This window comes from Microbacterium sp. MRS-1, from assembly GCF_000585455.1.
Lineage (GTDB): Bacteria > Actinomycetota > Actinomycetes > Actinomycetales > Microbacteriaceae > Microbacterium > Microbacterium laevaniformans.
In genome coordinates this window covers 1-6,046 of the sequence record NZ_JAUF01000103.1, presented here as the reverse complement: position 1 = coordinate 6,046, position 6,046 = coordinate 1, and the positions used below count along the sequence as shown (strand labels likewise).

Sequence of the window (6,046 nt, the reverse complement as noted above, 5' to 3'; positions counted from 1 at the left end):
TCCGATCGCCGCGCCCGTGCTACCGGATCACTACAACCGCGCTACCCGAAGCCCCGGCTAAACACCGTCATCGTCCGCGACGGATTAGTGCTTTGCGCGCAGCGCGGGCTTCAATCGCTCCTACCCGGCCTCTGGGAGTTCCCCGGTGGCAAGATCGAGCCCGGCGAATCAGCACGCCAAGCAGTCGAACGTGAGATTCGTGAAGAGCTCGACTGCGAGGTTGAAGTCGGTGACGAGCTCACCACCACCACCCACGCCTACGACTTCGGGGACGTCACACTCACAACCTTCTGGTGTGTGCTTCGGTCCGGCGCCCCTCGCGTTACCGAACACTCCGAGGTCCGGTGGCTAAAACCTACAGAGCTGGACACCATCGAATGGGCGCCCGCAGACATCCCTGCGGTTCGCGCGATCGTCTCTGCAGGCTAAGGCCGCAGCAGCTCGAACGAGTCACCATCGCGTGTGGCGAGCGTGATGCCGAGATCGGCCGACAGCTCCATGAGATCGACCTCCGCGCGCCCAGGCAGCAGGATCATCGGAGTCGTCACGGTGTCGAGCGTGCGCGCGTTGTGGACATAGTCGAGCACCTGCCCGATGGCCATCCGGACATACTCACGCCCCGTCGACTTCTTGGCCTCCACAAGCCAACCCTCGGACTCTACATACATGTCGGGCTCGATGATCGTGCCGGCTACTGGCAGACGGAGACGGCTCGGCGGCGTTCCACGCTCCTCCAACCAGTGACCGAAGTCTGCCTGGAGTTGGAACTCGACGCGTGAGACCACCCGATCGCCGGGTGGTAGCTCGGTGGCATCCACTACCACGCTGATGTCCGAAGCATCGGGCGGGTCCCATCGCACAATCTGGGGCTTGAGCATGCGAAGTCGCCCAGGATGCGGAGACAGGAGAGACGTGCTCGCATCGAGCGGGACCAGATTGAAGACGATGGCGCGTCGCAGCAGTCCGTCCTGACCCGGAATCTCCTGGAAGGTGCATACGGGCTCCCCTGTGGTGAACGCTCCGACGTAGGTAGCGTAAGGGGGTTTCGCGTTGAAGACCCGGATCACGCGACCCTCGTCGGCAGCGTTGAGGAGCGCCTTATTGCCACGTGTGAACTCTTGATCCCCCGACTGCCCCTCCCCTGTATAGGCAAAGCTGCCGTCGGCCTGTAGGCCTTCGTGGAGGTCGTATCCGTACCGTGAGCCGCGAGCCGGGTTCGTGAAGATGAAGATGTCGTTGGTCTTGCTCGACGTCGAGATGCCGCCCTGCTGCCCCCCGCCATACTGACGATGAATGGCGCGCCTGAGGACCTTGTCACCGATCTCGAGCGCCCACTCACGCGGACCTTCGCCGGCGCTTAGCCGCGACCGCACTTCCTCCGTCTGAAGGTCATCAAGTACCCATCGTGTGCGATCGTCAGGCAGAGTGCCATAGAGCGAGCGAAGAATGTCCCGAATGCGCTTCTGGGGAACCCCGTAATCCAAGGCCAGCGTTGCCGGCGTCGTGGGCTCCATGAGCTGAGCGTATCGATGTACGCCGCCCGCCGCGTAGCGCGTTGTGGGTAGCGCGGGACGTTTGCCATCATTCGGCTGCATCACGACGCACATCGTTCGCTGTCGGTTGACGGCACCGAAGCTATGTCCAAAACTGTCCCGATACTGATCATCACGCGCCAAGATCGGAGGTCGAGATGGGCAGCATCACCCCATAGGAGTCGGCGAAAGGCCGCCGCTACCGCGTGCGTTATCGCAAGCCTGACCACACCGAGGCGGAGAAGCGGGGCTTCACGACGATCCGCGAGGCGCAGCTCTACCTCTCGATGGTCACGGTGTCGAAGTCGAAGGGCGAGTACATCGCCCCCACGTCGTCCCGAGTACCGGTCCGGATGTTCGCCGACAGCTGGCTGCGCTCCAAGCAGCCGCCGATGTCGAAGCCCTCGTACTACATGACGCTCGAGCGGGCGTGGAAGAACCACGTCGCCCCCGTCTGGGGAGATCGGGAGATCCACTCGATCCGGCGCTCCGAGGTTCAGGACTGGGTGTCCGACTTCGCGACGCGCAAGTCGAGCACCGTCGTCATCCGTGCCCTCGGCGTTCTCGCCGGCATCCTCGATGTCGCCATCGACGACCGTCGCCTCGCCCGCAATCCGGCCCGCAACATCCGCACCCTGCTTCGGAAAGGGCCGGGCAAGCGACGCGTCTACCTCTCGCACGGCCGGGTCGCGACGCTGGCGGCATGCTCGGGGCATCCGACCATGGTGCTGACGCTCGGCTACACCGGCCTGCGCGGGGGCGAGGCGACCGCGCTACGCGTGCGCAGTGTGAACCGACTGCGTCGACTCTCGGTCATCGAAGAGGAACGCGGTCTTAGTCGGCTACGAGATCCACGTCGGTACACCAACGACGCACAAGAAGCGCTCGGCCCCTACCCGGAGCGTCTTGCCCCGATGATGGAGCAGGCGTGGGCCGGCAAGGGCGCAGAACGGCTGTACTTCGGCGCCGACATCCACCACATGCGCAGGTCCGGCAGTCAGGACTGGTTCGCGAACGCGGTGCAGCGCGCACAGACAGTCGACCCGTCGATCCCGCGGCTGACACCGCACGATCTCCGCCACACGGCCGCGTCACTCGCGATCAGCTCGGGCGCCAACGTGAAGGCCGTGCAGCGGATGCTCGGGCATGCCTCGGCGGCGATGACGCTCGACACCTACGCCGACCTCTTCGACGACGATCTGGATGCCGTCGCGGCACGCCTCAACGCCCAGATGCCGCTCGTGGCGCTGCCAGCAGGTCCGCAAACGCGATACGTGTTGCCGACCCGACTGTAGAGAGCAGATTGCTCAATTCTCATCGAACTCTACGCCGCACGAAACGCGCCAGTTTATCGTTCGGGGACGCCGGATGGAGCGCTCTGCCGGGCCCTGTTTCCATTCACAGCGCCTACAAATGCGGGCAAAAAGCGGGCAAAACGCGATTCTGCGAGGTCTGACCACGGAAGAAATACCTGGTCAGGAGCAAAAACAAGCGGTGCCCCTGGAGGGATTCGAACCCCCGACCCGCTCCTTAGGACGGAGTGGCTCTTCCACTGAGCTACAGAGGCTGGCGCATCGATTCTAACCGGGCGGCGCCGGCGCACCGGCCGCGTCAGCACCATCCAGCGCCCACCGCAGATACGGCGCGAGGTGCGCGGAGTAGGCGACCGTGAGGTGTGTCTGGTCGTAGCGAATCGGCAGCGTCCCCGCGAACGCCGGGCAGACGTCCTGCCAGCAGGTGAACGCCAGCGCATCCACCAGGCGATCGCCAGTCGCCGCTGCGGCGGCCGCCGTCGCCGCCTGCATGTCGCGCCACACCGGCGTGATGCTCGTCGCGCACGCGTACGGCGACCCGACCCGCGTGTAACAGTTGCCGAGGGGCGCGCCTTCCGGCGGCGCCTCGAGGTAGACGATGCGGCCCGGCATCCCGTACCGCGCCATCTCTGCAGCCTCGGCCGCGATCAGATCTGCCGCGCTCAGGTCGCGCCCGTCCGCCGTACGCCCCAGCGTGTACGCGTTCGAGACCAGCACCTGCTCGGGGTGATCGGCGGCGATCATTGCGGCCACGTCGTTCTTGCGCTGGGTGCACGCCTGCATCACCGCGGGATCGTCGTTCTGCACGAGTACGTCCGTGAAGCGGCATCCGTAGAGCCCGACCGTCGTGACGCGGATCGCTCCCCCGCTCTGCTCGGCGAGCGCCTTCAGCGCCGGCGCATACGCCATCGCGGTCGAGTCGCCCACGAGGTACAGGTGCCGCGGAGCGTCGCCGCTCCCCCACGTGCACGCGGCGGCATCCGGCAGCGGCGTCGGCGCGAAGCAGTCGTGCGCGGGATTCGCCCCCGACGACTGCGCCATCACCTCATCGAGCGACGGGTGCAGATCGGGCCAGGTCGTCGCCGACACCGCCGCTGCGAGATCGGCCTGCAGCGCCGCCGTCGGATCCTCGATCGCGGGCGCCGCCTGATCGGTGCCCCCGGCCGTCGGCGGCAGCGGCCGCGGCTGCTGCACCTGTACGACGAGCACGACCAGCAACGCGGCGGCGACGAGACCGGCGGCGGCCAGAGAGACCTGGGTGCGGAAACGCTCCCGCCAGGCGACCATCGGAGCGACGCTCGCTACCGGAACGCTGTCGCTCATCGCGAGCGTCGGCACCTCCGGAACCTCGACCGGCGGTGGAGCGATCACGGGCTGCTCGACGGGCACGACCTCCGGAACGGATGCCGCCGCCACCTCAACCGGCTCGACACCCGCGCTCTGGGCCGCCACCCGGGGACTGCCCGGGAAGTAGCGCGTGCCCGGCTGCCACCCCGCCGGCCGCCGCGTCGCGATCTCGGGGGTGCGCACCGGCGGCGCCACAGCGGGAGCCTCGGCAGGCTCGACGGGCGCGGCGGCATCCGATACGTCTACGGCCGGCTCCGGGGATTCGGCCGCTACCGTCGCGGGCACCCGCCCACCCAGGAACGGTGCGTAGCGCAGTGGCTGCTCGATGATCGCGTACGACGCGAACCCGACGACGGCGATGATCGCCAGAGTCAGCGGCAGCGACCACGGCGACGCGGGCAGCAGTGCGGCGGCGAACACGACCACCGGGAAGTGCCACAGATACAGCGAGTACGACGCGTTGCCGATCGTGACCGCGACGGGGTTCGTCCACGGGAACAGCGCCGGCTGCGGCGCAACGACGCCGCCGGCCAGCGCCAGCGCGGTCGCGACGGTCGGCGCGGCCGCCCACGGCCCCGGAAAGCCCACGGCGGCCGGGTCGATGAGCACCAGCGCGGCGACAACGCCCGCGACACCGATCCACGCGAGCAGCGCCCCGAGCGCCGCCGGAAGCCGGCGCAGCAGCGGCACGCCTGCCGCGAGCAGCGCGCCCAGCGCGAACTCCCACGCGCGGGTCGCCGTCGAGAAGTAGGCCGCCGTCGGCGCCGACGACCCCTGCAGCAGCGCCCACCCGAAGGATGCCGCGATCACGACGACCGCCCACCCGGCGGCGACCGCGGTAGCCGCCCGACCGCGACGCGCCACGGCGGGAACGAACAGCAGCGACACGATCAGCAACCCCGGCCAGACGAGGTAGAACTGCTCCTCCACCGACAGCGACCAGAAGTTCTGCAACGGCGAGACGGCGTCACCCGCGTCGAAGTAGTCGGTGCCCTGCTGCGTGAAACGCCAGTTCGACACCAGCAGCAGCGCCGAGACGCCATCCCACAGAATCTGCTCTGCGCGTGCCCGTCCGAACAGGGCATAGGCGGTGCCGACGACGGCACCGACCGTGACGAGCGCGGCCGGCACGAGGCGGCGAGCACGTCTGCCGTAGAACCGCGCCAGGCGGATGCGACCGTCCTTCCGCTGCTCACGCAGCAGCATGCCGGTGATCACGAAGCCCGAGATCACGAAGAAGACGTCGACCCCGGCGACGCCGCCCCGCGGCCAGCCTGCGGCGTGCGCGCCGATGACGGCCAGCACGGCGAGCGCGCGCAGACCTTGGATGTCGCGACGAAGTGGCACGGGAACGCAGTCGTTCTGAAAAGGGGAGAAGGAGGTCGACTCCAGCCTACGGGAGCGCTCTCACCGCGGGATCACCCGGGAGGTGTCGGTCGGCAGCGACCCGAACGACCAGGCGTTCATCGGGTGGACGATCGAGACCCGCGGTCTCGCGCTCGCCGACTGACGGCCGCGGGCATCACCGGCGCTCGGCCGGATTCGCGACGATCGAGCGCCGCCCGACCGCCAACCAGACGATCGGCCCCATGAGGGGGAACATCAGCGTCACGAGAATCCAGAGCGTCTTCTCCAGACTCGTCGCCGCCGACGATGCGATGCTGACGACCGCCGCGACGAACAGCGCGAGCCCGGCCAGCACCGCGACCAGGACGAGCACGTTCCAGATGGTGAAGGACATACCTCCAGCATGCCCCGCTCCGATGCCCGCCGCCAGGGAGGCTGACACCGCCCCCGCCCGCCGGTTCGGGGTCGTATGTGGTCGTTCTCGCCCACGCTGAGCGACCAGAGGCG

At 68.1% G+C, this 6,046-nt stretch carries 5 protein-coding genes and 1 tRNA gene; 2 read left to right on the top strand and 4 right to left on the bottom strand.

All coding sequences use genetic code 11. From position 1 onward, the window contains the following. Positions 1–69: 69 nt before the first annotated feature. Positions 70–429: a (deoxy)nucleoside triphosphate pyrophosphohydrolase gene (locus AS96_RS13890; RefSeq protein ID WP_036290994.1), complete on the top strand. Its 360-nt coding sequence runs from the start codon at positions 70–72 to the stop codon at positions 427–429. Here AS96_RS13890 and AS96_RS13885 read toward each other — a convergent pair. Next, positions 426–1,514, bottom strand: a complete 1,089-nt coding sequence (locus tag AS96_RS13885) for a hypothetical protein (RefSeq protein ID WP_036290991.1) — start codon at positions 1,512–1,514, stop codon at positions 426–428. The genes AS96_RS13890 and AS96_RS13885 overlap by 4 nt on opposite strands. Positions 1,515–1,738: 224 nt before the next feature. Here AS96_RS13885 and AS96_RS13880 point away from each other — a divergent pair, with 224 nt between their 5' ends. After that, entirely contained in the window at positions 1,739–2,827 is a 1,089-nt protein-coding gene (locus AS96_RS13880) for a tyrosine-type recombinase/integrase (RefSeq protein ID WP_231477283.1), read from the top strand. 200 nt (positions 2,828–3,027) lie between these two features. Here the strand turns inward: AS96_RS13880 and AS96_RS13875 are convergent. The 3 genes from AS96_RS13875 to AS96_RS13865 all read right to left on the bottom strand — a co-directional run bounded on the left by AS96_RS13875 (position 3,028) and on the right by AS96_RS13865 (position 5,933). Beyond that, positions 3,028–3,099, bottom strand: a tRNA-Arg gene (locus tag AS96_RS13875). 13 nt (positions 3,100–3,112) lie between these two features. Continuing rightward, positions 3,113–5,539: an acyltransferase family protein gene (locus tag AS96_RS13870; RefSeq protein WP_036290989.1), complete on the bottom strand. Its 2,427-nt coding sequence runs from the start codon at positions 5,537–5,539 to the stop codon at positions 3,113–3,115. A gap of 175 nt (positions 5,540–5,714) precedes the next feature. After that, a complete protein-coding gene (locus AS96_RS13865) occupies positions 5,715–5,933 on the bottom strand; it encodes a PLDc N-terminal domain-containing protein (RefSeq protein WP_036290986.1) in 219 nt (72 codons plus the stop codon). Positions 5,934–6,046: the final 113 nt, after the last annotated feature.

Bases quoted from the DNA above. Each gene is read 5' to 3' on its own strand.
- AS96_RS13885 (WP_036290991.1), bottom strand. From the start codon at position 1,514: ATGGAGCCCACGACGCCGGCAACGCTGGCCTTGGATTACGGGGTTCCC.
- AS96_RS13865 (WP_036290986.1), bottom strand. From the start codon at position 5,933: ATGTCCTTCACCATCTGGAACGTGCTCGTCCTGGTCGCGGTGCTGGCC.